The organism is Streptomyces phyllanthi, from assembly GCF_009377205.1.
GTDB lineage: Bacteria > Actinomycetota > Actinomycetes > Streptomycetales > Streptomycetaceae > Streptomyces > Streptomyces phyllanthi.
The window spans coordinates 1-26,373 of record NZ_VJZE01000015.1 but is presented as its reverse complement, the minus strand read 5'-3'; the positions used below and the strand labels follow the sequence as shown (position 1 = coordinate 26,373).

Sequence of the window (26,373 nt, the reverse complement as noted above, 5' to 3'; positions counted from 1 at the left end):
GCCCTGTTGACCGGGTTCCTTGTCCATGGCCTGGCGCATGCCGTCTCCTTCATCCGTCTCCTCGACGAAGACGAGCCGAAGCCGGGTGTTCTTCGGCGCCCGTCAGAGCCGTCCTCCCACTGGGCGGGCAGCGTCCTGAACTCTTCCCACAGCCGTGTGGGCAACACCCACATAGTAAACATTGACAACATAGTGAGCGCTGCATACATTGGGGGTCATGGCCAAGAACACCACCACCCCTCACTGGGATGCCGCCCACCTCCCCAACCTGACCGGCCGCACCGCCGTCGTCACCGGAGCCAACAGCGGCCTCGGACTCGCCATCGTCCAGGGCCTCGCCCAGGCCGGCGCCCACGTCGTCCTCGGCGTCCGCGACCCCCGCCGCGGCGAAACCGCCGCCTCCACCATCACCGACGCCCGCGGCACCCTCGAAGTCCGCCGTCTCGACCTGGCCGACCTCGCCTCCATCCGCGAGTTCGCCGCCGACTGGCAGGGCGACCTGGACCTGCTGGTCAACAACGCCGGCGTGATGAACATCCCGGAAGCCAGCACCAAGGACGGCTTCGAGATGCAGTTCGGCACCAACCACCTCGGCCACTTCGCCCTCACCAACCTCCTCCTCCCCCACATCACCGACCGCGTCGTGACTATCGCCTCCAACGCACACAAGATCGCCAACAATCCCCGCATTCACTTCGAGAACCTCAACCTGACCAGCGAGTACAACCCGGTCACCGCCTACGGCCAGTCCAAACTCGCCAACCTGCTCTTCACCCTGGAACTCCAGCGCCGACTCACGGCGACCGGCTCGCCGATCCGCGCTCTGGCCGCGCACCCCGGCTGGTCCAACACCAACATCCAGGCCGGCAACGCCAACGTCGCCATCCGCTGGTTCGGCTACTTCGTCAACCGCTTCTTCGCCCAGGACGCCACCCAGGGGGCGCTCAACCCCCTCTACGCGGCAGTCCAGGACCTGCCCGGCGCCTCCTACGTCGGCCCCGACGGACGCGGCGAATGGCGCGGGAGCCCCACCCTCGTCGGCCGCACGGCACGTGCCAGCGACCCGGAAGCCGCCCGTCGCCTGTGGACGGTCTCCGAAGAACTCACCGGTGTCGCCTTCCCCAACCACCTGCGCGCGACCACCGCTCACGCATAGGCCTCAGCGCCCGCAACAAAGAAAGAACGCCGTGACGGCACGAGTCGGCGCGCTGCCGCTCGGCGCCACCGCGCCGACCGCCGGCCCGTGATGATCTCGACCGGAACGTTCCATGGGGTGATCGCGCCGACGACGCCCTGCGCCTCCTTGACCACTTTGCGCCGACTGCACAGGCCGAACGTGTTCGAGTCGGGCAACTCGCGCCCCCGCTCCTCTTCGAGGGCGACCTGCAGCTGCGCGAGAGCCCGCTTGTACAGCTCCTTGCCGGTCGACCAGTCAGGCTCGCCGAAGGCGCGCCGGGCGGCCGCGATGGCACGCTCCATGTCCTCGCGCCCGCCGTCCGCGGCCTGGCCGAGCACCTCCTCCGTCGCCGCGTTGACGTCGTCGAAGCGCGTACCCGCGGCCGCCTCGCCCAGGCTCACCGTCGAGGAGCAGGCGAGTTCTGTCTCACACGTCCGCTCTCCGGAACGGCCCTGAAAGCAAGTGGAGCACTTGGTTCATACCATTAATGCATGCATTGACTACAATGTTGTCAATGATTACAAGGTAGATATGCTGGCTGCATGACACACCGCCCTTACCACCACGGAGACCTCCGCGCCGCCCTGCTGACGCACGCCGAAGAGACCCTCAAGGAGAGGGGGCCCGCCGGCCTTTCGCTGCGGGAACTGGCCCGGGATATCGGGGTCAGCCCTGCCGCGCCCAGCCGGCACTTCAAAACCAAGCAGGCTCTGCTCGACGCGTTGGCGCTGGAGGGATTCGACCGCCTGAGCGCGCTGTTGATCGCGGCTCAGGACGAGGCAGGGGAGTCATTCGCCGAGCGGTTGACCGCGCTCACACGCGCCTACATGGGATTCGCCGCGGCCAACCCGGCCCTGCTGAACCTGATGTACTCGGTGAAGTACGACCCCTCCGTGCCTTCCGCGCTGGCCAAGGCCTCCCAACGGCTGCCGGAACTGGCCGCCCAGTTGATCGAGGACGGCCAGCGCCGCGGCGAGGTTTGCCAAGGCCCGGTGGAGGAGATCGGTCTTCCCGTCATGGCTGCGATGCATGGCTTTGTGGCCCTCGCGATCGCCGGCGGAATCCAGGCCGACGCCGTCGAGCAGGGCCTCAAGAACACGGTCGCGTTCGCCCTGCGAGGCTGTGCGCCGTAGCGCTCGATGTCCGACTTGCCCCTGGTCCGCGCCCGGAGCACCGTCGTCGTACCCGCGCCTTACTGCCTGGGCCAGTAAGGCGCGACAATGCAGTCGGAAGAGCTGCCTCCCCCTCACCCTGACCCGCGCGGGTCATCCGCCGCCGGTTCTGGTGAACCCCGGACGGCGACCCGGCGCGCACCCGCCACCACGGCGTTCTCCTGCCACACGCCGAACACTGGGAGGCGGCCCAGCACGACGGGGCCCGCGCGGCCGCCCCCCTCCTCGGCGCCCAGCCGCCGCCGCTCACTTGGTTCTGGTCCGACCGGCACAGCCGCCACGTCGAGGCCGTCGGCCACCTGTCCGAGGCCACCGAGACGGTCGTACGCAGTCGCCAGAACCCCGGCCGGCCGGACCGCCATGGTCGGGTTCGACGGCGAGGCGCGCCTCCGAGCGCCGCGCCCGCGCCCGACGGCCCGAATGACACTTGTCCTTCGAATACCGGAGGCACGATGATGAGCACTTGGTGCCCCTGTGCCACGGTTCGACTGCCCCTGTGCGCCCGTCCCACGAGATGGCGAAGGAGATACCGATGAGCACAGCCGAAGAAACCTCCCTCGGCGGTGTGAGCGAGCCTGTGGTGACGACCACACAGTCCCCCCTTCTCACCACAGAAATCCTGGACTGCGCCGCTACACCTCTGGAAGACCTGGCCGCATACGACTCCCCGGTGCTGAATCGCCTGCTGCCCTCCCGGCAGACCCTTGCCCCGACCTTCAACTCCAGCCTCTGAGCGGGCCGCACGCCACCCGCCGATGACGGTCCGGCCGAGGGCCTTTCGCCAGTTCGTTCTCAAGATGCACAGCCGGTGCGACCTCGCGTGCGACCACTGCTACGTCTACCAGCACGCCGACCAGAGCTGGCAGCGGCGTCCCCCGGTCATGCCGGACGACGTGGCGGCGGCGACGGTGGCACGAATCGCCGAGCACGCCCGAGGCCACCCCGAACTGACCCGCGTGCACGTCGTTCTGCACGGCGGTGAACCCTTGCTCGCGGGCCGGGAACGGCTGGCTCGGATCACCTCCGGACTGCGCCGGGCCCTGGACGGAGTGTGCGATCTCGACGTGCGCATGCAGACCAACGGGCTGCGGCTGGACGGCGATTTCTGCGACATGCTGGCCCGGGAGGGGATCCGCACCGGAATCTCTCTGGACGGGGACCGTGTCTCCCACGACCGGCATCGCAGACGGGCCAACGGAACGGGGTCGTACGACGCGGTGGTCCGCGCCGTACGGCTCATCGGGTCGCCTGCGTACCGCCGGATGTTCGCGGGCCTGCTGTGCACGGTCGACGTGGAGAACGATCCGGTCGACGTGTACCGGGCCCTCGGGGCGCTCGATCCTCCACGGGTGGACTTCCTCCTGCCGCATGCGACCTGGGATCGCCCTCCCCCGCAGGCGGACGTACGCCCCCACGCGTATGCCCGGTGGCTGACCGCCGTGTACGACCAGTGGACCGCCGAGGGACGCCCCTTCGCGGTTCGTCTGTTCGACTCGATCGAAGCTGTCCGGGACGGAAGGGGATCCCTGACCGAGGCGCTCGGACTCAGCAGCCCCGACCTCGTGGTCGTCGAGACGGACGGCGAGATCGAGCAGGCCGATTGGCTCAAGACAGCGGGGCAGGACGCGCCACGGACGGGATTCCACGTGCTGCGGCACTCGTTCGACGAGGCGGCGGGCCACCCGGGGTTCCTCGTCCGGCAGACCGGCGTCGCGGGCCTGTCCCGGACGTGTCGGGAATGCCGGGTGGTGCGGCTCTGCGGAGGCGGGCTGTACGCCCACCGGTACCGCTCGGACAACGGCTTCGACAACCCGTCGGTGTACTGCGGCGATCTCATCCGCCTCATCGACCACTGTCGAGACGACGCCCGCCGGCAGCCGGTCCGCCCGGCGCACACACTCACGTCTCACGGCTTCGACTCGCTCGCGGCGGGGAACGGCGACGCCGACGTGCTGCGCGATCTCGTCGGAGCGGAGTCCAGTATCCGCCGGGTACTCCTCGCCGCGCTCTGCGCGCGGTACCGGGGTCCGGAGGCGGAGGCAGTGACCCGCATGGACCAGCGATGGCCCGGTGAGACAGCGGAGGTTCTTCGACACCCGTACCTCCGCCACTGGTCGGTGCGCGCCCTCGAGGGGCAACTGGCCCGTGACGCGGTCCGGCAGCGGCTCGCGGAGATCGCTGTGGCGGTTGCCCTGCGGACCGGTGCCGACCTCACGGTCGGACTACGCGGGACTGTGCGGGCCGTCCATGTCCCGGGCTACGGCCGACTGGTCCTGCCGCCCCGCCCGGGGAAGGGGGAACTGGTCGTCCGCCGTGGAGCTCTCCTGCTGCGCGTCCACGATCGGTCGCTGCCGATTGCGGTGACCGAGTCCTCGCACGACGGGCCGTCATGGGAACCGGTGCGCAGCATCGTCATGGACGGCTTCCGCATCCTCGTGGAGGACGGCGATCCGCACCGGGACGCTTTCGGGGGTACTCCGGCACCACGGTTGGACGACGAGGAGTACGTCCGGTGGCAGCGGCTGTTCGCCGAAGCCGCCGTCCATGTCCAAGGCCGGCACGGCGGCCGCGCGGCGGGCGTCCGCACCCTGCTCACCGTATGCACGCCATTGAGCCAGGTGAAGGAACAAGGCGTGGTGGCCGCCGCCCCGGATGCCTTCGGTGCCTTGGGGCTGTCCCTGCCGGCCACTCCCGACAGGCTGGCCGCGCTGCTCGTGGACGGAGTGCAGCAGATGAAGTTCAATGCTCTGTCGGACCTCTTCGACCTGGCCGGGAACCACGAGGCGAAGGACAGGCTGCGATCAGCCTATCTGGGGCGAACACCACCGGGTGCGCTGCCGACCGAGGATCTGACCGACCATGGGCGCCGGATGGCTGCCAGGCTGCGGGGGTGATCGCCGTTGCCCGATGAGGCCTCCCTCGAAGCCGACCTGCGGAGTCTGGGGTGCGGGCGGGCGTCAACACTCCTGGTGCACGCGTCGCTGCGGTCCGTTGGGCCGGTGCGCGGCGGCGCCCGCACGGTGGTCCGCGCCCTACGAAGCGCGCTCGGCAGTGACGGCACGCTGGCTGTCCCCACCTTCACACCGGGCAACTCACTCACGTCCCGCACCTACCTCGCCCGAACGCAAGACATGTCGGAACGCCGACTAGCCGAATTCCAGGACGGCATGGAACCCTTCGAGGCGGCGTCCACGCCCTCGGAGGGAATGGGTGCGATCGCCGAGCACGTGCGTACCGCTGAGGGCGCCGCACGCAGCGTCCACCCCCAGACGTCCTTCGCCGCGCTCGGCCCGCGGGCCACGCGGATCACCGCGCACCATGCACGGGACTGCCTGCTGGGTGAGCGGTCGCCCCTGGGCCGCCTGTACGAGTGCGGTGCGGACATCCTGCTGCTGGGCGTCGGTTTCGAGGTCTGCTCTGCCTTCCACCTGGCGGAGTACCGCGTGTCCGCCCCGACCCGCCGGTACGACTGCAAGGTCATGGGCCGGAGTGCTCCGTGTTGGACGAGCTTCGTCGACGTGGATCTCGATGACAGCGACTTCGGGGAACTGGGCCTGTGGCTGGAGACGCTGACAAGCGATGGCCGCAGCCCCATCGCAAGAGGCCGTGTCGGGGCGGCCGACAGCCGCTTGGTGCCCCTGCGCTGGGCCGTCGACGCCGCCGTCACTTGGATGGTCTCCGGCCGCAACAGGCCCGGCATCGCAGCCGGGAAAGCCGACCGTGCCTGACGCCCACACCCACCCTCGACCGCCCGGCGGCGCCCAGCAGCGCTGCGGGTTCCTCAGCCACGGCCGCACGTCCCCTGGACCGGGCGGCCACCACCCGCCACCCACCGAACAGCCGGCTCTGGCGCTTCCACCAGAAGCCGGCCGCACCCGGTCTGAGGCATCAGGGGTGGTTTACGGCGTCGTCGCGGCGTCTTCCGCGTCCGCCTGTTCCCGGATCCAGCTGAGCACTCTCGGCAGCACGACAACCGCGGTGAAGTGCGCCGCCGACGGCTGCAGGACCTTGTGCAGCATGCCGCGGACGCCGGCGTCCGCCACGATCTGCCGGTCGGCCTCGGGCAACTCGTCGTTGAGGTACGCGAGCAGGGCCAAGGGGTCGCACCGCATGCTGTCCGCGCGCTCCACGAGGCTGCGGTGCAGTGCGGTGCGGTTCTCGAGGGCGTTGCGGTACTCGCGGACGTTGGACTCCGTCATGCCCTCGAACCAGTCCGCCGACTCAGCGTCCGGTGGCATGAGACTCACCAGTGCGGCGGCGCTGCGCACCCGGTCGGGGCACAGGGCCGCGCAGGCCAGTGCAGTGAATGCCGAGTTGGTAGAGGACCAGCGAGTGCGGGCGCGGGCCGTTTCGGCTGCCGGGAGTGCCGCGCAGCAGGAACACCGGGTGTCCCTTGGGATCACCCCAGGTCTCGAAGACGATCTCACGGCCGTCGCGGCTGCGCGCAACGTTCACCACTCGCGCCTCCGGTTGGTCTTCTCACCCTCCGTGGAGCAGGCTCCGAACCTCCGCGGCCTGTGCCGCACCGAGGTCGGTGTAGAGCGACAGGGCCTCTTCAAGATACCGGCGCGCTGCCGGTTCCTCTCCCCGGATCCGCGCGAGTCTGCCCCGTTCCAGTCGGACCCGCGCTTTACCGGAACGGTCATCGATCTCCGCGTAGGTGCCCTCTGCTTCGCTGAACTTCCTGTCCGCCGACCGCAGCCGGCCTTCTGCGGCATCGAGCATGCCCAACTCGACCTTCGTCCAGGCTCCGCCCCGGAGGTTTCCCATGCGCTCGTACTTGTCGAGTGCGGCGTCGCCGTGCACACGTGCCGTGGCGAGGTCTCCCATTGCCCGGTACAGGGTGCAGAGTTCGACTTCCGCGTCGGCGATGTTGCGCTCGCTGCCCAGGTCGGTGAACCCTTCCAGGGCCTGTTCGAGTAGCCGGCGTGCCTCGGTGTACTGACCGAGGATCCTCTTCACGATCCCGATCTCGCGCCGCGCCCAGGCACAGCCGTTCTGGTCCTTCGCATCGGCGCTGATGCGCCGCGCGGTGGTGAACCGTGCCTCAGCTCTGTGGAGTTCTCCGGTCAACCGGTCGATGGTGCCGAGTTCGATGAGAATCCATGCCTCGTTACGGAGGTTCCCTATCTCCCGGTAGATGGCCAGCGCCTCTGTGAGGCGTCCCCGTGCTCTCGGGTAGTCGCCCGTCGCCCTGCTGATCATCCCGAGAACTCCGAGCCCATTGGCCTCACCACGCTGTTGGCCCTCGTCCTCGTGGAGAGTGACGGCGCGCTCGATCGTGTCCCGTGCGGTGGCGTAGCGGGCCAAGTGATAGAGGCTCACGCCTACTTCGCTTGTGGCATGCGCCTCGTTGCGTCGGTCACCCAGCCGGCTGAAGGTGTCCGTCGCGCTCCGGGCCTGCCGGACGGCTTCCTCGTACCGCCCGGAGGCACGGTGCAGGGCCCCCAACTGCGCCTGGCAGTGAGCCTGGCCGGCCTCGTCCGACGCCCGGGTGATCTCCAACGCGGCTTCATTGAGTGCTATTGCCTGAGGAATGTTCCTCTTCTGCACGCGCATGAAGTAGGCGAGCTGGGCCGTCAGTTTCCAACTCTCCGGCCGAGCGTGGTCGATGGCCAGGCGCGCCACCGACCGCAGGTCCTCGAAGTAGCGATGCAGCCACTCGTGTGCCTGCTTTTCGTCCATGGGCGTCTGGGGTTCCCCCAGGTCGAGGCCGGGCAACTCGAGAAAGATGGGGGCGTGAATGTCGTTGTTGGCCCTTGCCAGTCGCCCTTCCGCCCACTTGAACAGCCGCTCGCGGGCCTCCACGCACGTTCCCGGGTCGTCTCGGAGTGAGAGTTCCCGGTGTGCCAGCGATCTCACGAGGTCGTGCAGACCGTATCCATGGGGATCGGGCCGGATGATCAGTCCGTGCTCATGCAGCAGGGTGAGTGCGCGTGCCGCTTCCTGGAGGTGCAGGCCGGCCAGGGCCGCGGCGATCTCGGCGGTGACGTGCGGCCCGGGGTGGAGTGCCATCCGCCGGAAGACCAGGTGGTCCACCGGTGTCAGCGCTTCGATCGTCGCCCGCATGGGTTCGGTCCCTTCACTGCCCGTGGGGATGTGCGGCTCGGCACCCAGGGCGAGCGGCGTCTGCTCCGCGACGATGCGGTCGGCGAGGTGCCGGATCGTCAGGGGCAGGCGGTACAGGCCCACCATCGCGTCGACCACGGCCTCGTCGACGGTGCGCGAGCCCCGCCGCAGGATGGCGGTGAAGACGGACCGGGTGGCTTCCTCGCTCAGAGCGTCGACCTCGACGTGCACGTCCGCGTCGATGCCGGCCAGCATGCGCCGACTGGTGACGATGACCATCGAGCGCGGAGACGCCGGAAGAAGGGACTCCACCTGGTCGGTTTCGGCCACGTCGTCGAGAACAATGAGGAACGGCCGGCTTGCTACGGCCGACAGCCATTGGTTCCTCATGCTGTGCAGATCGAAGTGCGTTGTCCCCGGGGCGGCGCTGACGGCGGCCAGCACGGCGGCCAGGGCGTCCTCCGGGGCGAGTCGACCGGCCGACTCCCCGTGGCTGCGGTACCCCACGAAGAGCTGACCGCTCGGATAGCGCGGGGCGAGACGGTGGGCCGCCTGCACGGCGAGCTCCGTCTTGCCACTGCCCGAGCGACCCGTGACGAGGCAGACCAGTGGCCGTGGCACGGGTGCGGGCGGCTCGGCGTTCATGATCCGGTCAAGCTCGCGTTCACGGCCGACGAACACCGCGGTCCCCGGCGGGAGTGTGCTCGGGCCACCGCTGTGACCGTCGGGCTCCTCGACCCGGACGGAGTCGTCCGCGGGAGCGCCGCTGCCCGGCATCAGGGCGGCGCCCACGGCCGCGAGGGAGACCAGGACGAGCAGCGCGCCGAAGAGCCACCAGTTCCAGGTGGAGGTGACCAGGTTGGTCACGGCGCCCACGCCGGCCCCGAGGACGGGCCCGGCAGCCAGTATCAGCGCCTCATGTCGTCGTCTGGCGAGACTTATGGTCATCGGCCCCCCACTGCCACCGAGCGAACAGCACATGCCCAATCGGGCACCGTTCCACTCCTCCGATCACTCGCGTCGAAGGGCACCGCCGGCCCGCGAAGTGCGGGATGAACAGATGGGGCAACTCAACTGCTCACGAGTGGTCGGTCAGGAGACGAGTCGGCACGCAAACGAACGCGCACACCCGCCGCGCCCGCGGACCCGAACTCACCCGCTACGCCATCCGCCCCGGCCTGATCGCACCGTGGCCACCGTGGTGGCACCGCCCGGGGTGATACGGCGATATGCGGCGCGGGCGTGGATGACGCGGGCCAGCGCGGTGCCGACGAGGGCCGCGGCGCACAGGCAGCCGAGCCAGAACGTGTCGCGGTGCCCCGCCCAGGTGAGGGTGCCGGCGGGTGGAATGGCGAAGCCGTTGAGGAACAGCCAGCACAGTACGGCCGTGCCGGGAGCCGCGGTGAAGCGCGCGCACAGGCCCAGGAGGGCGGCCAGCAGGGACAGCGCCATCAGGGCCAGCCCAGGGCGGTACGGGCCGACAAGGGAGTTGATCAGTGCGACGAGCACCATGGCCCCGGTGAAGGCCGTGGCCCACACCAGCGGGGTGGCGACGGGCTGGGGCACGGGCCTGGCTCCATTGCTCAGGGACGCCCACTGGATCATGCTGACGCTTCCTTCCAGTCCTGCGCCGGGCCGACGGGATCGCCGGTCGCCCGGATGCGCAGACTCGAACTGGGATTGTCCCACTGGGCCCAGCCCTCGGCAGCGCCCCCTCCGGCCAATTCCGGCCACGCGAGAGCAGCGCCCTCTGCGGGCGTTCATGTCCTCCCTGTTCGGTTCGGACGCCGTCGGACGCGGGTTCCCGCGGGGCCGGCGGAGCAAATACCGCTTCAGGGGCCGGCCACGCGTGACGTCGGCACACGGTGGGCAAACCGCGAGCCCGGGCGGTTCCAGCGCTGCCCGGGCTCGCTTCTGTCCGCACCGCTCGGTGTCAGCCGGTGATCTCGACCTTCCCGTTCACCTCGGCGCCGGCCGTGGGCGCGGGCTGTGCGCCACCGGCCCGCCCGGTGATGCCCTTCAGGAGCTCGGCGAGATCGACTCCGGTGGTGGAGCTGAGGAGTTCGACGCCCTGGGCGACGTTGTCGGCGACCGTGCGGGACAGCTGGGAGGCGCCGTCGGTGGAGATCACCGTCATCTTGTCCACTGCGCTCAGCGGTTCGGACGCCTTGGCCACGACCTGCGGCAGCACCTCGACGAGCATCTGCAGCACGGCCGCGTCGCCGTACCGGTCGAAGGCGTCGGCCTTCTTCTGCATGGCCTCGGCCTCGGCGGCCCCCTTGGCGCCGATCGCCGCGGCCTCCGCCTCACCCTCGATGCGTACGGCCTCGGCGAGCGCGGCACGCTGCGCCTTCTCGCCCTCACCTGTCAGCCGGGCCCGCTCGGCGGCCGCCTCGGCCTCCTTGACCAGCGCGACACGGCGGGCCTCGGCCTCCTGCTCGGCCTGGTAGCGAGCGGCGTCCGCGGGCTTGCGGACCTTGGTGTCCAGCTCGCGGTCGGTCAGCGCCGCCTGCCGCTCGGCCACCTTCTCCTGCTCCGCGAGCACCTCCTGCCGCCGCGCGGCCTCGGCGAGCGGGCCGGCCGCCGCCGCACGGGCCGCGGCCTCGTCGGTCTCCGCCTTGATCTCGGCCTGCTTCAGCGCGAACGTCCGCTGGGCGACGGCGATCTCCTCCTCGGCCTTCAGCCGGGCCTGCTCGGCGGCCCGCCGGGCCACGGCCTCGGCGATGTCCGCCTCCTGCCGGGCACGCGCGGCCTCAGGCCGTCCCAGGTCCTCCAGATACGAGCCCTCGGTGGTGATGTCCTGGATCTGGAAGGCGTCCAGCACCAGGCCCTGCCCGGACAGGCTCGCCTCCGCCTCCTCCGCCACCTGGCCGGCGAACGCGGCGCGGTCACGGATGATGTCCTCCACCGACATCCGGCCCACGATCGCCCGCAGCGCGCCGGAGAGCACCTCCTGGGTGAAGCCGACGATGCCGTCCTGCTGCATCAGGAACCGCTGCGCGGCGGCCCGGATCGAGTCCTCGGTACCCCCGACCTTGACGATGGCGACACCCTCCAGGTGGGCCTTCACCCCGCGCAGCGTGACCGCGCCGCGCACCGCGACCGGGATGTGCCGCGAGGACAGGTCGAGGGTGAACTTCTGCTGCACGAACGGCACGACGAACACACCGCCACCGACCACGACCTTCTGGCCGCTGTTGTCGGTGAAGACGCGGCCGGTCTCCGGGTCGGTGGCCTTCTTGCCGCGCCGCCCGGTGACGATGAACGCCTCGCTCGGACCCGCGACCTTGTAGCGCGTGACGACGACGAGGCCGAGCAGCACGAGGAGTACGACGACTCCCACGACTGCTATGACGACAGGGCTCATGATGTCTCCCCCTCAGCCCTCCCAGGGGACGGCAGATGGACGAAGGTGCAGTTGGACAGAGGTGTGGAGCGTGGGCAACGACACCGCCGGAACGGTGCATGGGTGGGCGATGGGGCGGCAGGGCGGCAGGGTCAGCGTTCGACCAGGCGTACGGACACGGCTGTCTGCGACAGCGCTTCCTCCACCCAGACCTCGGCTCCTCGCGCGACGGGGACCGTGCTCTTCGCCGCGAGCTTCACCGGTTGCCCGGCCAGATGGACCAGCACCTCGCCGTAGCCGTCGGCCGGGATGGGCGTGACCACGGAGCCCGAGGCGCCGATCAGGTCGTCGTCGCGCGGGGCGCCGGACGCGTCGTCGAGCAGTGCGCGGCTGAGTCGGTACGCGAACCAGGCGGTGGCACCCCCTGCAGGCACTCCGATCGCGACGGCCCCCGCCGCGCCCAGCCCCGTGGTGCCCATGACGATCGCGCCCGAGAAGCCGAGCATGGAGACGAATCCGGCGATGACCGGAAGCGACAGCCATCCGTCGAAGAGGCCGTCCAACGCGCCGACGCCGTGGAAGAGTCCTTCGAGGACACCGTCGAGGACGAGGGACAGAGCGAGAAGCACGACCCCCGCGATCCCGAGGCCCAGAAACCAGGCCATGCGCGTTCACCCCCCCGTATCACCTTGTTGGTGCACGCATGCTCACATATGAGCGCCGACCATAACACTGCCTGGTACCGGCAATCTTCACGCGGCTTTGATGCCGTGCTCTTCAGCGGTCTCCACGGCCGTCCCCCGGCGGAGTCACGGCGTGCGAACCACCGCCCTCTACGCTCGCCACCATGACGAATCCTCAGTACGCCATGGTGATCACGACGACCGACGCCGAGGAGAAGGCTCGTTCTCTGGCCTCTGAGGTGATCGACGAGAGGCTGGCCGCCTGTGCCCAGGTCTATGCGATCGCGTCCGTCTACCGGTGGGAGGGCAGGGTCGAGCAGGAGCAGGAGTGGCGTATCGACTTCAAGACGCGCGGCGATCTGGTGGAGAAGCTCGCACGGCGTATCGGCGAACTCCACGACTACGACACCCCGGAGGTCATCGCCCTTCCCATCGTCTCGGGCAGCCCGGCGTATCTGGGCTGGGTGACGGCCCAGACGCAGAACTGACGCTCAGCGACGTCGGCGGGACGAGGGACAATCGACCCCATGAGCATCGTGAAAATCAACGTACTCACCGTTCCCGCCGAGCAGCGCGAAACGCTGGAGAAGCGGTTCGCCGCCCGCGCGGGCGCCGTGGAAGGCTCGGACGGCTTCGAGTGGTTCGAGCTGCTGCGGCCGGTGGAGGGCACCGACACCTACCTCGTCTACACGCGCTGGCGGAGCGAGGAGGACTTCCAGAACTGGCTGTCCGGCCGCGGGCAGGCCGCGCACAGCGGCTCGGGCGCCGAGGGCGAGCGCCCGAAGCCCGCGGCGACGGACGCGACGCTGTGGTCCTTCGAGGTGGTGCAGCAGGCCGCGCCCCGACAGGACTGAGGCGCGGCCCGCGGCCCCGAGCGGCCTGTTCGTCAGCCGAAGTACCGCAGCGGGACCGCCCGCGCCATCGCCGCCCTGCCGAGGGCGTTGGGGTGCAGGTGGTCCCCGCTGTCGTACGCGGGCAGCAGCCGCTCCGGCTGGTCGGGGTCGCGTACGGCGGCGTCGAAGTCGACGACCCCGTCGTACGTGCCGCTGGTGCGGACCCAGTGGTTGAAGGTCCGGCGCGCGGCCTCGTTCTCGGGGCTGTGGTAGCCGAACGTGTCGTTCGCGAACGGCATGATCGTGCCGCCGAACACCTTGAGACCGTGGGCGCGCGCACGCTCGGCGAGGCGCCGGTGACCGGCGACGAGGTCCTGTCCGGTCACCTTCTCGGAGAGCGGGGCGATGTTTCCGGGGTGCCCGAGGTCGTTCACACCGAGCAGCACCACGAGGTACCGGACCCCCGGCTGAGCGGCGACATCGCGGTCGAAGCGCCGCAGTCCGCTCTCGCCGAAGTACGCCGCGTAGGCCTCGGCCCCGTTGCCCGGGGGCGGGTTGGGGTCGTGGAGCAGCCGGTTGCCGCTGACGCCCTTGTTGAGCACGCCGACGGGCCCGTGGCGCGGGCCTCCCGCTCGCCGCTGGAGGCGTTCGGCGAGGACGTCGGTCCAGCGGTCGTTGGCGTCCACGGTGCTGCCCGCGGTGTTGGAGTCGCCGAGCGCGACGACGGCCGAGGAGTGCGTGCCGGCGCGGTGTGCCCGTACGCTCACGCCGGTCAGGAAGTACCAGCGCTCCATGGTCGACACCGGCTCGATGTCCGTGTCGCCGGTGGCATTGCCGCGCGCCACCTGGTTGCGCTGGAACGCGAAGGCGTTGACGGTCGATCCGGGTGTGCGTTCCGGCAGGTAGAGGCTGACCACGAGGTCCGAACGGGCGGGCACGCGCAGGGTGACGGCATCGCTCCGGGCCGGCTCGCCGGCGGGGATCGTCACCGAGGTACGGCCGCCGAAGGTCAGCGGGCGGTCGCTGCCGGGCTCGATGGCCGTGCCGTTCGCCCCCGGGGCGCGGCGGGCGACCCTCGCCTCACCGATCTTCAGCGGCTGCCGGCCGAACTCGTTGGAGAGCCGTACGCGCAGACTGTCCCCCGCGATGCTCGTGTGGACGATCTGACGGAGCGTCTGGTCCTCGAAGGTGGTCGTGTCCGTCGCGGGGACGGTGGTGGGGGTGGTGGCCCAGGTCCCGGTCCAGACCGACGACCGGGAGGCTCTCCCGGCCGGGTCGGGGGTGCCGGACGCCTCCGGTGGGGCGAGTGTCGTGGGCGCGGCCGTCAGCAGTGACAACCCGACGAGGAGCATCACCGCCCGTCGTCGCCATGTGGTCGTGTTCCTCGCGGTCAATGGGCGGTCCCTCTCTCGGCGTGGTGACGAGCGAGCCGTGGTGTCGGTGACCGTAGGGAGGCGTGTGACCGGAGTCAATCCTCCGCGGGTGGCCTCGGGTTGAATCCTGCGGAAACCGGCCAGAAGGCGACGGGAGGCCGGACTGACCGGAAGACGCCCGGGGACCGGTGGACGCCCGGGGGCCTGTGAACGCTCAGGGACCTGTGGACACCCGGAGAACGGCTGGGTGAAGACACCCGGAGGCCGGACCGGAAAACGCCCTGCGACCGGTGGGCGCCCGGGGGCCGAAGCAGAAGACACCCAGGAACCGCCAGACGCCCCGAGACCCAATCGGAAGACACCCAAGAACCCGCAGACGCCCCGAGACCGAACCGGAGGACGCTCAGGGCCCGGAAAACACTCAGGGCCCGGAAAACACTCAGGGCCCGGAAGACGCTCAGAGCCCGGCAGACGCCGGAGGCGCAGGGCTTACATCGCGCCGGGGACCTGCCCGCCCTTGAGGCGCTCGATGTCGGAGGGGCGGACCTGGATGACCAGGACGGCGATCAGCGCGGCGAGCACGGTGAAGATCGCCGCCATGATGAAGGCGGCCGAGACCCCGGAGGTGAGGACCTCGTCGGCCCAGGGCGGTGGGAGTTCCCCGGTGCGTTCGAACCGCAGGCGCTCGGCCGGGGTCGCCTGCTCCAGGAACAGCGGAACCTGCTTCTCCGCCTCGTTGTTGCTGGCCGTGCCGAACATCGTGACCAGGATCGACAGGCCCAGCGAGCCGCCGACCTGCTGGGTGGCGTTGAGGAGCCCGGAGGCCGCGCCGGTCTCCTGGGTGGCGACGTTGGACAGCGCCATCAGGGTCAGCGAGACGAACTCCATGCCCATGCCCAGGCTGAAGACGAGCATCGGCCCGAGAACGCTGCCCGCATAGGTGGAGTGGACATCGGTCAGGGTCAGCCAGGCCAGACCCGCGGCCGCCAGGATCGCGCCCACCACCATGAAGGGTTTGGGCCCGTACACGGGCAGGAACCGTGAGGCGAGACCGGCGCCGACCGCGATGACCGCGCTGACCGGCAGGAAGGCGAGCCCGGCCTGCAACGGGCTGAAGTCCAGCACGTTCTGCACGAAGAGCGTGAGGAAGAAGAACATGCCGAAGATCGCGGCGGCGAGGCACAGCATGATCCCGTACGTGCCCGCGCGGTTGCGGTCGGCGAACATGTGCAGCGGTGTGATCGGCTGTCTGGAGTGCCGCTCGACGAGAACGAACACCCCGAGGACGACGGCGGCCGCGGCGAACGAGGCCAGCGTGAGCCCGTCCCGCCAGCCGTCCTGCGCGGCCCTGATGAAGCCGTACACCAGCAGCACCATGCCCGCGGTGGAGGTCAGCGCGCCCGTGATGTCGAAGTGACCGGGGTGGCGTTCGGACTCCCTGATCCAGCGGGGTGCGGCGAGGGCGATGAGCAGCGCGATCGGGACGTTGACGAACAGCACCCACCGCCAGTTCAGCCACTCGACGAGTATCCCGCCCGCGAGCAGACCGATCGCGCCGCCGCCCGCCGAGACCGCGGCGAACACCCCGAACGCCCGGTTGCGCTCCGGCCCTTCGCGGAAGGTCGTGCTGATCAGGGCGAGCGAAGTCGGCGACGCGATGGCCCCGCCGACGCCCTGGAGGGCGCGTGCGGCGAGGAGTTGGCCGGAGTTCTGCGCGAACCCGCCGAGCAGCGAGGCGAACGCGAAGAGCAGCACCCCGAAGATGAAGACGCGCCGTCTGCCGAGGATGTCGCCGGCCCGGCCGCCGAGCAGCAGCAGGCCGCCGAAGGTGAGCGTGTAGGCGTTGACCACCCAGGAGAGGCTGGTGGTCGAGAAGTCCAGGGAGCGCTGGATGTGCGGCAGCGCGATGTTCACGATCGTGATGTCCAGCACCACCATGAGCTGGCACGAGGCGATCACCAGCAGCGCCATCGCGCTTCCGCCACCGCCGGGTTCCCGGGCGGTGGTCTGCGGCGCGGAGGTCGGGTGCGGGCTACTGCTCATGGCAATGTCGCACTCTCGGGGGACGAAACCCTCGGGAGGGGAAGTCAGCGGACGGTCCCGTCCACTGCTGGGTCCACCGTTCGACCGTACGCCCGCCCGGTGACCGTCACCACTCGATCAGCGCCGGGGCCGGCCGTGGCGGAATCACCGGCTCCACCGGCTCCGTGACGTTGTCTCCGCCCTGCTCGCCTTCGGTGAAATGCCTGGTCATGGGCTCGGAAAAGGGGCGGTCACGGTTCGGGATGTGAATGTTCAAGATTCGTTCAACGCGTACCAAGATTCAGCAACGGAATCGGTCTGGCCGGATTCCGGACGTACGTTCCTCCCCGTGAATTCCGAACCTGCTCCCAGAGCGGTCGGCCACGCGCCGACCGCCTCCGCCGCCGCCGCGACCACTCCCCGGCGGCGCTCCATGCTCCGCGCCGCGCTGACCGGCACCGCCCTCATCGGTGCCGGGCTCACCGTCGGAGCCTCCTCCGCCGGCGCCACCCCCACCGGCGCCACCCGTTCCCGTCCGACCACCGCGCAGGAGGCACTGCGGGAACTGGCGGCGGGCAACAAGCGCTGGCGCACCTACCGCGAGCGGCACCCCGACGAGTCGCCCGCCGTCCGGGCGGCGCTCACGTCGAGTCAGCACCCGTTCGCCCTCGTGCTCGGCTGCATCGACTCGCGTGTCCCCCCGGAGCTGGTCTTCGACCAGGGCCTCGGCGATCTGATGACCGTGCGCTCCGCGGGCGAGGTGCTCGACGAGGCGGTGCTCGGCAGCATCGCCTACGGCGTGCTCGAACTGGACATACCCCTGGTGATGGTGCTCGGGCACCAGTCGTGCGGGGCCGTGAAGGCCGCGGTCCAGGCGGACCTGACGGGCGAGGAACTGCCCGCCCACATCCAGTACATCGCCGACCAGATCAAGCCGGCGATAGACCGCAGCAAGGAGGGTGACGCCCGGGTCGACGCGACCATCGACGCCAATGTCGCGCTCGTACGCTCCCGGCTCGCGGCCGAGCCCGACCTCGCCGCCAAGGTGGACGAGGGCAAGCTGCTCATCGTCGGCGCCCGCTACGAGCTGACCAGCCAGCTGGTCCACCGGGTCGCCTGACGGCTGCACGGCGGCCACGGACTCCGGCGCGTGCCGGTGACCGTGGCCGCCGTGCCGTGTCAGTCCTGGACCGGCGGGGTGCCCTCGACCAGCGTGATGTCCTGCTCGCGCTTCGCGTGCCAGTACGGCGTCGGCAACCCGTTGATGCCGGTGCGCAGTTCCATCAGGTTGACCTTCACACTGGCCGGGCCGGCCCGGTGCCTGCCGGGCTGGGCCCTGTTCGTGTGCACCCATTCGTGCTCGTCGCCGTCACAGACCACGGTGGCGCCGTTGACGGCGTAGGTGACGCGGCTGTGGCTCTGCCGGATGTTGGACGCCAGATAGACGGGTCCGCTGGTCTTGTCGCAGCGGTAGGTGCCGGACAGGGTCAGGGTGCCGTCCTCGGCCACATGGCCGCGCGCGTCGATCGTGACATAGGAGTACGACCAGGCCGCGGCACTGGCCGAAGGGGCGGTGAGCATCATCGCGGCGCACACGGCCGCGCCGACGGCTCGGGAGAACCACATCGGTACACCTCCTTGAGCGGGAGCTCCAGAGGTACCGGCGCCGAACACCTGCGCTGATGACTGTCACCCCTTCGTCGGCGAGTCGGTTCGTCCGTTCATCGCACTCCGGCGCGGCGGTCTCCCCCATGTCCGTGTCGTGTCACAGGACGTCCGGGTGCTGTCACGCTTCCTCGACACCGCTTGGCGATGAGTCCCGGGCGCGCGCATGGTCTGTAGTACCGCACCAGGGCGGGGCGGTGACCCGCCGCCCGCCCCTCATCCTTCCGATGTGGAGGCGCGCCATGTGTTCGCACCAGCCCCAGGGCCCCTCGGCCGGCCGCCCGGACACCGCTCACGTCGTCGCCTTCCACCCCGAACAGGGCTGGAACCTGCTGTGCGACGGGACGATCGTCTTCGACGACCTGGGTGAGATCCTGCCCGACGGCAGCGTGGTCGCTCCGCTGCGGTCGCCGGTCGCCGAGTTCACGGTCGCCGCCTGAGCGCTCCGAGGGTGCGCACCCCGGCGCCCGGATCAGTGAGGCCCTACGGCAGCACCGCGAAGCCGTCGAGTTCGACCAGCGCCCGTTCGTCCCACAGCCGTACGGCGCCGACGACCGCCATCGCGGGATAGTGACGGCCCGCCAAACGCTTCCAGATCAGGCCCAGTCCGGGAGCGTGTGCCCGGTAGCCGGCCACGTCCGTGGTGTAGACGGTGACGCGGGCCAGGTCGGCCGGGGTGCCGCCGGCGGCGTCGAGGGCCGTCAGCAGATTGGCGAGCGCCCGCTCGAACTGTTCCGGGAGCGTGTCCCCGACGATCTCGCCGTCGGTGTCGAGCGCGGTCTGGCCGGCGAGGAAGACGACCCGGGACCCCGTGGCGACGACGGCGTGCGAGAAGCCCGTGGGCGGGGACAACTCGGCGGGATTGATCCGCTCGGCGCTCATGAGGCGTACGACTCCTTGGCCGACTCCTTGGCCGACTCCTCCGCCGGCTCCTTCGCAGGCTCCTTTGCCAACTCCTTGGCGATGATGTCCCGCTGGACCTCGCTGGCCCCCTCGTAGACCCGGGGCGCCCGCACCTCCCGGTAGAGGTGTTCCAGGAGGTGGCCGCGGCGCAGGGCGCGGGCGCCGTGCAGCTGGACGGCCGCGTCGACGACGTACTGCGCGGTCTCGGTCGCGAGCAGTTTGGCCATGGCGGCGCGTTTGGGGACGTCCGGGTCCCCCGCGTCGTACGCCGACGCCGCCGCGTACACCATGAGGCGCGCCGCCTCCGTCCGCACGGCCATCTCGGCGACCTGGTGGGCCACGGTCTGGAGGTCCCTCAACTTGCCGCCGAACGCGTCCCGTTCGGCCGTATGCGTGAGGGTGGCGTCCAGGGCCGCCTGGGCCATACCGACCGCGAAGGCACCCACACTCGGCCGGAAGAGGTTCAGGGTGCCCATCGCGACCCGGAAGCCGCGGTCGACCTCGCCGAGGACGTCGTCGGCCGTGACCGGTACGGCGTCGAAGGCGAGGGCGCCGATGGGGTGCGGGGAGAGCATGTCGAGGGGGGTGCCGCCGAGGCCGGGGCGGTCGGCGGGGACGAGGAAGGCGGTGACACCCCGGGCGCCCGCACCGGTCGTGGTCCGCGCGAAGACGGTGTAGAAGTCGGCCTCCGGGGCGTTGGAGATCCAGCACTTCTCCCCCGTGAGCCGCCAGCCGTCCGGGCCGTCCGGATCCGCCCGCAGGGCGAGGGCCGCCGCGTCGGAACCCGCCCCCGGCTCGCTCAGGGCGAAGGCCGCCACCGCGTCGCCCCCGGTCACCGCGGGCAGCCAGCGGGCGCGCTGGGGCCCGGTGCCGTACGCGTGCACCGGGTGGGCGCCCAGGCCCTGGAGGGCGAGCGCGGTCTCGGCCTCCGTGCAGGCGTACGCGAGGGACTCCCGCATCAGGCACAGGTCGAGCGCGCCGGAGGTGAACAGTCTTCCGAGGAGCCCGAGTCGGGCGAGTTCGGCGACGAGCGGGCGGTTGACGCGGCCCGGTTCACCCTTCTCGGCGAGGGGGCGCAGCCGCTCCGCCGCCAGGGTGCGCAGTTCGGCGCACCGGATGAGCTGTGCGGGGTCGAGCGAGAATGCGGTCATTCCCGGTCCTCTCACCTCTGGGCGGGTCCTCGCTCGACGGTATCGCGGACCGTTGACTGTCGTCACCAACGCGATACGCTCCTGGGGCGAGCCCACCACGACAAAGGGGGCGAACGGCCATGGAGACCAGGGACCCACGTGACACCGTGGACACCGTGAGGCCGGCGGTCCCGGCCCACGCGGACACCTTCGCCCGCGACCACCTCCCACCCCCGGACCAGTGGCCCGACCTCACCTTCGACCTGCCCGAGCTGCGCTACCCGGCCCGCCTCAACTGCGCCGCCGCGCTGCTCGACGGGGCCGACCCCGGGCGCCCGGTGTTCCGCACCCCCTCCGGCACCACCTGGACGTACGGCGAGCTCCGCGCCCGCGTCGACCGCCTCGCGCACACCCTGACCGGCACCCTCGGCGTCGTCCCCGGCAACCGGGTCCTCCTGCGCGGCCCCACCACCCCGTGGCTGGCGGCCTGCTGGCTGGCGGTGCTCAAGGCGGGCGCGGTCGCGGTCACCGTGCTGGCGCAGCAGCGGCCGCACGAGCTCGCGACCATGTGCGCAATCGCCCGGGTGACCCACGCGCTGTGCGACGCGAGGTCGGTCGACGACCTGGTGAAGGCCGGGGTGCCCGGGCTGCGGATCACGACGTACGGCGGTGACGCGCCCGACGACCTGCTCCGGCTGCCGGCGCCCGACGAGCCGTACGAGGCGGTCGGCACGGCCGCCGACGACGTGGCGCTGATCGCGTTCACCTCCGGTACGACCGGCCGCCCCAAGGGGTGCATGCACTTCCACCGCGATGTGCTGGCCATAGCGGACACGTTCTCGAAGCATGTGGTGAAGCCGCACCCCGATGACGTCTTCGCGGGGAGTCCGCCGCTCGGGTTCACCTTCGGGCTGGGCGGGCTCGTCGTCTTCCCGATGCGGGCCGGCGCGAGTGCGCTGCTGCTCGAACAGGCGGGTCCCCCGCAGTTACTGCCCGCGATCGCGGAGCACCGGGTCTCGGTGCTGTTCACGGCGCCGACCGCGTACCGGGCGATGCTGGGTGAACTCGACGGACCGGCCGGGCACGACGTCTCGTCCCTCAGGCGCTGTGTCTCGGCCGGTGAGAACCTGCCCGAGGCCACCTGGCGGGCCTGGTACGAGCGCACCGGGCTGCGGATCATCAACGGCATCGGCGCCACCGAGCTGCTGCACATCTTCATCTCGGCGGCCGACGAGGACATCAGGCCCGGCACGACCGGGGTTCCCGTACCGGGGTGGCACGCGCGCGTGCAGGACGGGAACGGCTCCCCCGTACCGGACGGCGAGCCCGGGCTGCTGGCGGTGCGCGGGCCCGTGGGCTGCCGCTATCTCGCCGATCCCCGGCAGCGCGGGTACGTGCGGGACGGCTGGAACCTCACCGGGGACACCTATGTCCGCGAGCCCGACGGCTACTTCCGTTATGTCGCGCGCGCGGACGACATGATCATCTCGGCCGGGTACAACATCGCCGGCCCGGAGGTCGAGGAGGCCCTGTTACGCCACCCCGACGTGGTCGAGGCTGCGGTCGTGGGGCGGCCGGACGAGGCGCGGGGGCAGATCGTCGTGGCGTACGCGGTCCTGAGGACGGGCGCGCGGCGGGACGCGGAGGCGCTGCGGGTGTTCCTCAAGTCCGAGCTGGCGCCCTACAAGTGCCCGCGCGAGATCGTCTTCCTGGACGCTCTGCCCCGTACCGCGACGGGAAAGGTGCAGCGGTTCCGGCTGCGTACCGGTGACGACCAGGGCTGATGTCCCCGGAGTGATGTTGAAGAACTAAAATGATCAATGTGTCCGAGCAGCACGCCCCTCGTTCCCTCATCGTGACCCTCTACGGCGCGTACGGCCGCTTCGCGCCCGGTCCGATGCCCGTCTCGGAGCTGATCAGGCTCCTCGCCGCGGTCGGTGTCGACGCGCCCTCCGTACGGTCGTCGGTGTCCCGGCTGAAACGGCGCGGGCTGCTCGTGCCCGCCCGTACGGCGGCCGGGGCCGCCGGGTACGCGCTGTCGCCGGAGGCGCGGCAGCTGCTCGACGACGGCGATCTGCGCGTGTACGCGACCGAGCCCCCGAGCGAGGACGACGGCTGGGTGCTGGCCGTGTTCTCCGTGCCGGAGTCGGAGCGGCAGAAGCGGCACGTGCTGCGCTCCCGGCTGGCCGGGCTCGGTTTCGGCACCGCGGCCCCCGGGGTGTGGATCGCCCCGGCGCGTCTGTACCGGGAGGCCAGGCACAGCCTGGAGCGGCTGGGACTCGACCCGTACGTGGACCTGTTCCGCGGCGGCCACCTGGGCTTCGCCCCCACGGCCGAGGCGGTGGAGCGGTGGTGGGACCTGGCCGCGATCGCCAAGGAGCACGAGGCGTTCCTGGACCGCCACGCGGCAGTGCTGCGTGACTGGGAGCGCCGGGAGGACACCCCCGCGGAGGAGGCCTACCGCGACTACCTGCTGGCCCTCGACTCCTGGCGCCACCTGCCGTACGTGGACCCCGGGCTGCCCGCCGCCCTGCTGCCCGCCGACTGGCCGGGGGTGCGCTCCGCGGCCGTCTTCCGGGCCCTGCACGAGCGGCTGCGGGACGCGGGCGCGGTCTTCGCCGGAATGGATCAGACACCGGGCGCCACGGCGTAAACCTGTCGCCGGTTACGATTCGGTTGACTCAGGGAACCCTTAGAATTCTCCTCTCGTCTTCTCAGAATTCTTACCTAGCATCGTGACGCATGAGTCTGATGCGCAATCTGAACCGGGCGCTCACCGCCACCACCGGCCTCCAGGTGCGTAGGGCCGCGCCGGTCACGCCCGCCCAGCCGAAGGCCACGGCCCCCAAGCCTGCCGCGAAGAAGCCCACGCCGGTGTACCGGCGTCCCGGCCCGGACGACCTCGCCACGGACCGCTTGCTGCGGCAGCCGGTCTTCATCATGTCTCCCGTGCGCTCGGGCTCCACCCTGCTGCGGATGCTGCTGAACGCGCACTCCCGGCTGCACTCCCCGCACGAGCTGCACATACGCCGTCTCGAGGTCGGTTACGGCAGCAAACTGTCGCAGAAGGCCATGAGCGCCCTCGACCTGGAGCGCGGTGATCTGGAGCACCTGCTGTGGGACCGGGTCATGCACCGCGAGCTGGTGAAGTCGGGCAAGGACTTCATCGTCGAGAAGACGCCCAGCAACGCCTTCGTCCACGAGCGCATCCGGGACTGCTGGCCCGACGCGCGCTTCGTCTTCCTGCTGCGGCACCCCGTCTCCATCGCCCAGTCCTGGCACGAGGGCGACCCCGGCAAGCGCTCGTACGAGGAGGCCGCGGCCGACGCGCTGCGCTACATGAAGGCCGTGGAGAGGGCCCGCAAGGGCCTCACCGGCGGTCACACCGTGCGCTACGAGGACATCACCGCCGACCCCGAGAAGGAGATGCGAGCGCTGTGCGCGTTCCTCGACATCGACTTCGAGCCCGCCATGCTGGACTACGGCAAGAAGGACGACACCCAGGTCGTCAAGGGTCTCGGTGACTGGCGGGACAAGATCAGGACCGGCACGGTCCAGGCCGGGCGGGCGCTGCCCACCGAGGACGAGATCCCGGAGCTCCTCCGGCCGATGTGCCAGGCGTGGGGTTACAGCAAGTGAAGCCGCACGCCGAGATAGAAGAGATCTGGCCCCGCGACGGACGCATCAGACTCGTCGGACGTATCCACGGGCTGCCCCGTGACGACGCCGCGGGCGACTGGCGGCTCGTCCTCACCCGCCGCGCCCACGCCGACCGGCGCCTGCGCTACGACGCCCGGCTCAAGGGCGACCGCTTCGAGAGCGAACTGCCCATCGACGACCTGGCCGCCCCCGACTACGCGGCCGTCGAGGAGTGGGACATCCATCTGACCGACGGCAGGGCGCAACTGCGCGCCGGACGGCACCTCGACGACATCCGCGGCAAGAAGAAGATCCTCGTGTATCCGGAGCAGCGCACCGGGAACCTCGGCGTGCGCCCCTACTACACGGTCAAGGACAACCTGTCCCTGGAGTGTCGCCCGGGCGGTGCCGCATGACGGGCCGCCGCCCCTTGCCCCGGGTCCGCTATCTGCTGCTGCACGCCTACGGCCGCGGCGGCACCATCCGTACGGTGATGAATCAGGCCAACTCGCTTGTGGCGGCGGGCTGGGAGGTCGAGATCGTGAGCGCGCTGCGCCGCCGCGACGACATCCAGTTCCCGCTCGACCCGCGGGTGAAGGTCTCCACGGTCGTCGACATGCGCGAGGGTGCGCACATCCCGGCATCCGGCCTCATGGGCCGCTGGCGCGACCGGCGCCGCGGCAGGCACCTCGAAGAACCCCCGCGGTACATCCCGGCGGGCGAGTTCGGCTACCGCTACTTCAACCGGTACGTCGAGAACCGGCTCATCGCCTATATGAGCGCGCTGACCGACGGCGTCCTCGTCACCACCCGCCCCGCGCTGAACTTCCTGGCCGCCGAGCACGCCACGGGCGGCGTGGTCCGTGTCGCCCAGGAGCACATGAACCACGGCACGCACAAGCGCGACGTGCAGAAACGCATCCGCGAGATCTACCCCCGCTTCGACGCGGTGGCGGTGCTCACCGAGCGGGACCGCGACGAGTACGAGGAACTGCTGCCCGGCACCCGGGTCGTGCGTATCCCCAACGCCGTGCACTCGCTCGACCAGGTGCCCGCCGACCCCCGGTCGAGGATCGCGGTGGCGGCCGGCAGGCTCTTCCCGCAGAAGGGCTTCGACATGCTGATCCCGGCCTGGGCGAAGCTCGTGGAGTCGTTCCCCGACTGGCAGTTGAGGATCTACGGCAGCGGTGAGAAGAAGGCCGAACTCCGCGCTCTGATCGAGGAGCACCACCTCTACAATCACGTGTTCTTGATGGGTCATACGGACCGCCTGGACGACGAACTGGCCAAGGCTTCTTTCTACGTGCTGAGTTCACGCTTCGAGGGGCTGCCGATGGTGATGATCGAGGCGATGAGCCACGCGCTGCCCGTGGTGAGCTTCGACTGTCCGACCGGCCCCTCCGACGTCCTCACACACGGGGTCGACGGTCTGCTGGTGCCGCCCGAGGACCCGGACGCGCTCGCCGACGCGATGGGCAGGATGATGGCCGACGAGAAACTGCGCGAGGAGATGGGTGTGGCGGCGGTGCTCACCGCGGCCTCGTACGGCCCGGACGCCGTCCACCCCCGCTGGGAGGCCCTCTTCACCGAACTTCACGGACAACGGCACCCGACCGGTGCCGCGAAAGGACAGGGCGCATGACCACCACCCCCAGGGCTCAGGGAGCCACCGTCTGGCTCACCGGGCTGCCGAGCGCGGGCAAGACCACCATCGCCCGGATCCTCGCCGGGCGCCTGCGGTCGGAGGGGCACCGCGTGGAGGTCCTCGACGGTGACGAGGTCCGCCGCTTCCTCTCGGCCGGCCTCGGCTTCTCCCGCGCGGACCGCAACACCAACGTGCAGCGCATAGGCCTGGTCGCCGAGGTGCTCGCCCGCAACGGCGTCCTCACCGTCGTGCCGGTCATCGCCCCGTACGCCGACAGCCGCGAGGCGGTCCGCAAGCGGCACGACGTCAGCGGGACGCCGTACTTCGAGGTGCACGTCGCCACCCCGGTGGAGGTGTGCAGCCGGCGGGACGTGAAGGGCCTGTACGCCCGCCAGGCCGCGGGCCAGTTGAAGGGCCTGACCGGTGTCGACGACCCGTACGAGGCACCGGTCGATCCGGCGCTGGCCCTTCAGACGCAGCACCAGACGCCCCAGGAGTCGGCGGACCTGGTGCACGCGATGCTGGCGGCGAGGGGGCTCGTATGACGGCCGGGACCCGGGCACTCACCTTCGCTCTCTCGCATCTGGACGCGCTGGAGTCGGAGGCGGTGCACATCTTCCGCGAGGTGGCGGGCGAGTTCGAACGGCCGGTGATCCTCTTCTCCGGCGGCAAGGACTCCATCGTCATGCTCCACCTGGCGCTGAAGGCCTTCGCCC

General features: G+C 70.5%; 28 protein-coding genes. 17 read left to right on the top strand and 11 right to left on the bottom strand.

The features are described from left to right. Nucleotides 1-217: 217 nt before the first annotated feature. Nucleotides 218-1,156, top strand: a complete 939-nt coding sequence (locus FNH04_RS04540; protein ID WP_152780537.1) for an oxidoreductase — start codon at nucleotides 218-220, stop codon at nucleotides 1,154-1,156. Here the strand turns inward: FNH04_RS04540 and FNH04_RS04535 are convergent. Then, the gene (locus FNH04_RS04535; RefSeq protein WP_322722584.1) at nucleotides 1,147-1,578 is read right to left on the bottom strand and encodes an aldehyde dehydrogenase family protein; all 432 of its coding nucleotides are present in this window, start codon (nucleotides 1,576-1,578) and stop codon (nucleotides 1,147-1,149) included. The genes FNH04_RS04540 and FNH04_RS04535 overlap by 10 nt on opposite strands. A gap of 141 nt (nucleotides 1,579-1,719) precedes the next feature. Between FNH04_RS04535 and FNH04_RS04530 the strand changes: the two genes are divergently transcribed. From FNH04_RS04530 to FNH04_RS04510, 5 genes are all read left to right on the top strand, one after another. Then, the gene (locus tag FNH04_RS04530) at nucleotides 1,720-2,310 is read left to right on the top strand and encodes a TetR/AcrR family transcriptional regulator (protein WP_152780535.1); all 591 of its coding nucleotides are present in this window, start codon (nucleotides 1,720-1,722) and stop codon (nucleotides 2,308-2,310) included. A gap of 200 nt (nucleotides 2,311-2,510) precedes the next feature. Then, complete coding sequence (locus FNH04_RS49315) at nucleotides 2,511-2,885, top strand: oxidoreductase C-terminal domain-containing protein (RefSeq protein ID WP_152780561.1); 375 nt, start codon at nucleotides 2,511-2,513, stop codon at nucleotides 2,883-2,885. Beyond that, on the top strand, nucleotides 2,882-3,082 hold the full coding sequence (locus tag FNH04_RS04520) for a hypothetical protein (protein ID WP_152780533.1): 201 nt from the start codon (nucleotides 2,882-2,884) through the stop codon (nucleotides 3,080-3,082). Before FNH04_RS49315 ends, FNH04_RS04520 begins: the two co-directional genes overlap by 4 nt. A 22-nt stretch (nucleotides 3,083-3,104) precedes the next feature. Further along, nucleotides 3,105-5,243: an FxsB family cyclophane-forming radical SAM/SPASM peptide maturase gene (locus FNH04_RS04515; protein WP_152780531.1), complete on the top strand. Its 2,139-nt coding sequence runs from the start codon at nucleotides 3,105-3,107 to the stop codon at nucleotides 5,241-5,243. A 6-nt stretch (nucleotides 5,244-5,249) separates the two neighbouring features. Beyond that, nucleotides 5,250-6,077 (top strand): aminoglycoside N(3)-acetyltransferase, encoded by an 828-nt coding sequence (locus FNH04_RS04510; protein ID WP_152780529.1) that lies wholly within the window; start codon nucleotides 5,250-5,252, stop codon nucleotides 6,075-6,077. A 171-nt stretch (nucleotides 6,078-6,248) separates the two neighbouring features. On the opposite strand, the gene FNH04_RS49310 is transcribed toward FNH04_RS04510, so the two are convergent. The 5 genes from FNH04_RS49310 to FNH04_RS04485 all read right to left on the bottom strand — a co-directional run bounded on the left by FNH04_RS49310 (nucleotide 6,249) and on the right by FNH04_RS04485 (nucleotide 12,429). Continuing rightward, complete coding sequence (locus FNH04_RS49310; RefSeq protein ID WP_386575913.1) at nucleotides 6,249-6,587, bottom strand: hypothetical protein; 339 nt, start codon at nucleotides 6,585-6,587, stop codon at nucleotides 6,249-6,251. Between the two features lie 241 nt (nucleotides 6,588-6,828). After that, nucleotides 6,829-9,366, bottom strand: a complete 2,538-nt coding sequence (locus tag FNH04_RS04500) for a tetratricopeptide repeat protein (protein ID WP_194236550.1) — start codon at nucleotides 9,364-9,366, stop codon at nucleotides 6,829-6,831. Between the two features lie 204 nt (nucleotides 9,367-9,570). Next, nucleotides 9,571-10,023: a hypothetical protein gene (locus FNH04_RS04495; RefSeq protein WP_152780525.1), complete on the bottom strand. Its 453-nt coding sequence runs from the start codon at nucleotides 10,021-10,023 to the stop codon at nucleotides 9,571-9,573. A 328-nt stretch (nucleotides 10,024-10,351) separates the two neighbouring features. Beyond that, on the bottom strand, nucleotides 10,352-11,785 hold the full coding sequence (locus tag FNH04_RS04490) for a flotillin family protein (protein WP_152780523.1): 1,434 nt from the start codon (nucleotides 11,783-11,785) through the stop codon (nucleotides 10,352-10,354). A gap of 131 nt (nucleotides 11,786-11,916) precedes the next feature. Further along, nucleotides 11,917-12,429 (bottom strand): hypothetical protein, encoded by a 513-nt coding sequence (locus FNH04_RS04485; RefSeq protein WP_152780521.1) that lies wholly within the window; start codon nucleotides 12,427-12,429, stop codon nucleotides 11,917-11,919. Between the two features lie 182 nt (nucleotides 12,430-12,611). Between FNH04_RS04485 and cutA the strand changes: the two genes are divergently transcribed. Both cutA and FNH04_RS04475 read left to right on the top strand, forming a co-directional pair. Beyond that, nucleotides 12,612-12,935: a divalent-cation tolerance protein CutA gene (gene cutA / locus FNH04_RS04480; RefSeq protein ID WP_152780519.1), complete on the top strand. Its 324-nt coding sequence runs from the start codon at nucleotides 12,612-12,614 to the stop codon at nucleotides 12,933-12,935. Nucleotides 12,936-12,974: 39 nt separating this feature from the next. Further along, nucleotides 12,975-13,301, top strand: a complete 327-nt coding sequence (locus FNH04_RS04475; protein WP_152780517.1) for an antibiotic biosynthesis monooxygenase family protein — start codon at nucleotides 12,975-12,977, stop codon at nucleotides 13,299-13,301. A gap of 32 nt (nucleotides 13,302-13,333) precedes the next feature. Here FNH04_RS04475 and FNH04_RS04470 read toward each other — a convergent pair whose 3' ends face one another. Then, complete coding sequence (locus FNH04_RS04470; protein WP_228031130.1) at nucleotides 13,334-14,674, bottom strand: SGNH/GDSL hydrolase family protein; 1,341 nt, start codon at nucleotides 14,672-14,674, stop codon at nucleotides 13,334-13,336. A gap of 468 nt (nucleotides 14,675-15,142) precedes the next feature. Then, nucleotides 15,143-16,696: an MFS transporter gene (locus FNH04_RS04465; RefSeq protein WP_152780515.1), complete on the bottom strand. Its 1,554-nt coding sequence runs from the start codon at nucleotides 16,694-16,696 to the stop codon at nucleotides 15,143-15,145. A gap of 328 nt (nucleotides 16,697-17,024) precedes the next feature. Here FNH04_RS04465 and FNH04_RS04460 point away from each other — a divergent pair, with 328 nt between their 5' ends. Next, a complete protein-coding gene (locus FNH04_RS04460) occupies nucleotides 17,025-17,795 on the top strand; it encodes a carbonic anhydrase (RefSeq protein WP_322722583.1) in 771 nt (256 codons plus the stop codon). 59 nt (nucleotides 17,796-17,854) lie between these two features. Here the strand turns inward: FNH04_RS04460 and FNH04_RS04455 are convergent, their stop codons facing one another. Further along, complete coding sequence (locus FNH04_RS04455; protein ID WP_152780511.1) at nucleotides 17,855-18,301, bottom strand: DUF6299 family protein; 447 nt, start codon at nucleotides 18,299-18,301, stop codon at nucleotides 17,855-17,857. Between the two features lie 281 nt (nucleotides 18,302-18,582). Here FNH04_RS04455 and FNH04_RS04450 point away from each other — a divergent pair, with 281 nt between their 5' ends. Beyond that, on the top strand, nucleotides 18,583-18,780 hold the full coding sequence (locus FNH04_RS04450; RefSeq protein ID WP_152780509.1) for a DUF5999 family protein: 198 nt from the start codon (nucleotides 18,583-18,585) through the stop codon (nucleotides 18,778-18,780). A 43-nt stretch (nucleotides 18,781-18,823) separates the two neighbouring features. On the opposite strand, the gene FNH04_RS04445 is transcribed toward FNH04_RS04450, so the two are convergent. Continuing rightward, nucleotides 18,824-19,222, bottom strand: a complete 399-nt coding sequence (locus FNH04_RS04445; RefSeq protein ID WP_152780507.1) for a RidA family protein — start codon at nucleotides 19,220-19,222, stop codon at nucleotides 18,824-18,826. Continuing rightward, the gene (locus tag FNH04_RS04440) at nucleotides 19,219-20,394 is read right to left on the bottom strand and encodes an acyl-CoA dehydrogenase family protein (protein WP_152780505.1); all 1,176 of its coding nucleotides are present in this window, start codon (nucleotides 20,392-20,394) and stop codon (nucleotides 19,219-19,221) included. Before FNH04_RS04440 ends, FNH04_RS04445 begins: the two co-directional genes overlap by 4 nt. A 56-nt stretch (nucleotides 20,395-20,450) precedes the next feature. Here FNH04_RS04440 and FNH04_RS04435 point away from each other — a divergent pair, with 56 nt between their 5' ends. The 7 genes from FNH04_RS04435 to FNH04_RS04405 form a co-directional block, all read left to right on the top strand. After that, nucleotides 20,451-22,157: an AMP-binding protein gene (locus FNH04_RS04435; protein WP_194236554.1), complete on the top strand. Its 1,707-nt coding sequence runs from the start codon at nucleotides 20,451-20,453 to the stop codon at nucleotides 22,155-22,157. A gap of 29 nt (nucleotides 22,158-22,186) precedes the next feature. Beyond that, nucleotides 22,187-23,026, top strand: a complete 840-nt coding sequence (locus FNH04_RS04430; RefSeq protein WP_152780501.1) for a PaaX family transcriptional regulator — start codon at nucleotides 22,187-22,189, stop codon at nucleotides 23,024-23,026. Between the two features lie 89 nt (nucleotides 23,027-23,115). Further along, nucleotides 23,116-24,012, top strand: a complete 897-nt coding sequence (locus FNH04_RS04425; protein WP_152780499.1) for a sulfotransferase family protein — start codon at nucleotides 23,116-23,118, stop codon at nucleotides 24,010-24,012. Then, nucleotides 23,994-24,428: a hypothetical protein gene (locus tag FNH04_RS04420; RefSeq protein ID WP_228031129.1), complete on the top strand. Its 435-nt coding sequence runs from the start codon at nucleotides 23,994-23,996 to the stop codon at nucleotides 24,426-24,428. The genes FNH04_RS04425 and FNH04_RS04420 overlap by 19 nt, the downstream gene beginning before the upstream one ends. Then, entirely contained in the window at nucleotides 24,425-25,654 is a 1,230-nt protein-coding gene (locus FNH04_RS04415) for a glycosyltransferase family 4 protein (RefSeq protein ID WP_152780496.1), read from the top strand. The genes FNH04_RS04420 and FNH04_RS04415 overlap by 4 nt, the downstream gene beginning before the upstream one ends. Further along, nucleotides 25,651-26,202, top strand: coding sequence for an adenylyl-sulfate kinase (gene cysC / locus FNH04_RS04410; RefSeq protein WP_152780494.1), 552 nt, complete (start codon nucleotides 25,651-25,653; stop codon nucleotides 26,200-26,202). Before FNH04_RS04415 ends, cysC begins: the two co-directional genes overlap by 4 nt. Next, nucleotides 26,199-26,373, top strand: a 175-nt coding sequence (locus FNH04_RS04405) for a phosphoadenosine phosphosulfate reductase domain-containing protein (protein WP_152780492.1), incomplete at its 3' end; no start/stop codon positions are given. The genes cysC and FNH04_RS04405, both read left to right, overlap by 4 nt.